3 protein-coding genes are annotated in these 2,551 nt (G+C 35.5%); 1 reads left to right on the top strand and 2 read right to left on the bottom strand.

The genetic code is table 11. The annotated features are described in order from the left end of the window. Positions 1-253: 253 nt before the first annotated feature. Complete coding sequence (locus AC3DU7_RS30970; RefSeq protein ID WP_488043073.1) at positions 254-1,012, top strand: hypothetical protein; 759 nt, start codon at positions 254-256, stop codon at positions 1,010-1,012. A gap of 424 nt (positions 1,013-1,436) precedes the next feature. On the opposite strand, the gene AC3DU7_RS30965 is transcribed toward AC3DU7_RS30970, so the two are convergent. Together AC3DU7_RS30965 and AC3DU7_RS30960 are read right to left on the bottom strand one after the other, a co-directional pair. Further along, complete coding sequence (locus AC3DU7_RS30965) at positions 1,437-1,901, bottom strand: hypothetical protein (protein WP_488043072.1); 465 nt, start codon at positions 1,899-1,901, stop codon at positions 1,437-1,439. Between the two features lie 174 nt (positions 1,902-2,075). Further along, complete coding sequence (locus AC3DU7_RS30960; RefSeq protein ID WP_488043071.1) at positions 2,076-2,513, bottom strand: hypothetical protein; 438 nt, start codon at positions 2,511-2,513, stop codon at positions 2,076-2,078. Positions 2,514-2,551: the final 38 nt, after the last annotated feature.

Here is a 2,551-nt window from a genome sequence, read left to right as displayed (position 1 = left end):
GCTTAGAGTTATGATTTGTAATAAGCACTTATACAGAGTTGTGTTGTATTTATCTGGAACTGCTCAAACCAGTACCCTGATTAAGTATATTCTGTGTAAGTTCGTATTAAATAGGTTACTAATCACTTTATAGTTCAAGCTTTTGCTTAACAACGCATTAAGTACTGAGAACTATAAGCTATAGCTCAAGCTAATCAACTTTTCTATTAAATTTGTAAATCTGTAGTCAAAGTTATTTGGGAGGATAATTTCTATGAAGACACATCAAAAATATATTTTTAGCTTATTGGCAGCCACCGCTGTATTAGGGGCAGGTAGTGCTCAAGCAGCTCCAATTTTAATCGACGATTTTAGCGTAGAGCAAGATGTTGGACTTCTTGATGTTCCCATGTTTGTACCTAGTAGCAGCCAAGAGGGACCAGATGGTTCTATTATTGGTGGGTTTAGGGATATGGAAGCTATGGGAGATGCTGATAGTTTTCTGGAAACTCGTCTCCAAGCAACTGGAGGAGCGCTTACTTTTAGTAATAATGTAGGTACTACCGGGTCTGGAACTATAGTTTGGGATGGAGATGACGATCCCACAGTAGTAGATACTATGGGTTTGGGAGGAATAGACCTAACTGGTGGTGTTTGGCCTCTAGATCGTATCTTGGTAGAAATCCTCTCAGCTGACCTTCCTGGTTTGGAGTTGAACTTTACTATCTATGACCTTGTTGGCGGTGTTTCAAGTCTTTCACAGACCTTTGCCTCCTCAATCACAACTCCAGAAACCGCAACTTTTCTCTTTGATGACTTTAATGCAAATGGCACAGCAGATTTAACTAATGTTGGTGCAATTCAGTTGGATATTGCTGGCCCGGCAGAAATTGATGCCCGATTTGATATGATTGAGGTTGGTAAAGAAGTTCGTGGTCGCGTTCCAGAACCTTTAACATCTTTCTGGACTTTTGCAGGAGTATCTGCATTAGCTGGACTATGTAGAAAGAAAAAGTTTTGTAGTAGTAAATAACTCGTATTCTGAAAAGTAATTGAAAGATTTCCAAGGTGACAGATGATTTAATGTTGGTGTCAACTGATGAATTCTAGGTCCATAAGTTAGAGATGGTTTCGATGACCTTTTAAGCCTATGGATAGAATAAATTAAACACTGCATTCGGTGATTCCTCTGGAGTCATCGAAGCTAGTTTATATAGATTGAGAATCAGATTTTGAGAAATTGCTCTGCTGTAGCTTTTGGGTTTTTGACCTGCTAATTGGCTATTACGCTTCGGTATTTTTGATTATTGCTGCTAATGCTAAAAATTATGATTTTCTTGTTTCTGAAATAGAGCGTTTTTTTTTATTTCCAGCATTTAGCAAAATCTTGATTATTTATTTTTAACTAATTTCCAGAGTTCGACGAAGTTGTGAATTAATTTGAGCTGATAATTCTCTTATGTGTTTAATTGAGAAATAAAACTATCTTTGGGGTGAAATATAAATATATCGGTAAAATTATCGGAAATTTCAGGTAGATCATCCGCTTCTGCTTCTACTAATTGAAGTTTAATTTTAGGGTTAAGCAAATAGCTGAGAGAAGTTAATCTCAGAGAATGATTACTAATTACAAGTGGGTTGTTTGTTTGGTTAATGATTTTTGCTACTTGAGGGTCATAATAACTACTATATTTATGCCACCAAGTTTCTGCTTGAGAACTAATTCCACAGGAAATTATTCCGGCTGAGATGAGAAAAACTGTTACTATTTGCCAAAATTTCTGTTGAAGTGGATAAGTAAAGTTGGTTAATTTATTTGTCAGTAAGTAAGCGATACATAAATAAATTCCTAAGTAACTAGGAATCAAATAACGAGCAATACTAGAACGTTGCCCCCCTGACATTAAATCGGAAATTCCCATATTTATTGGAGTAATTAATATGAAAGTTAATATCAACAAACTTATAGCGCTGTGCGCAGGCAACAGGCAACAGCTCATCTGGCAACAGGCAACAGAGGGAATAAATTGCCGATAACATAAGACTTTTAGCTATTGGGCAAATCCTGCAATTTGTAAATATACCAGCGCTCATTGCTATACTTCTTTTGGCTGATGCTTACAGATAAAATAAATTGAGTATAGGATTAAGATTAAAATTAATGCCAGTAAGTAAGGCCAGACTGTATTTAAGCTAAGTAGAGTATAATTATCCAAAGCTACATTTCTGACATCAAATAATTTTTCTGAAGTGCCAATCTGAATATCTATAAAAGTAAAACCTAAATTGATAAACCATCTGGTCACCAAAGTTAAAAAAGGTGTAGTTTTAGAGATAAATGCCGTATCTTCATAATCGCTAACTATGGCTATTATCCAAGGTAAAAATATTAAAAATCCCAAAACCGATGCCAGGAGATAAGCTTTTAATCTCTTAGTTAATTGCAGCTTGTCAACTAAAAGAACGTATAACCCATGCCCTATAACTATTGATAGAAAAAATAAATTGGTATATAAGTTTATAGCGCTTTTCACATGGATAGACTACAGTTAGTATGGGCAACCCAAAAGCA

The sequence above is a fragment of the Okeania sp. genome, assembly GCF_983059655.1.
This window is presented reverse-complemented; position numbering and strand designations above follow the sequence as displayed.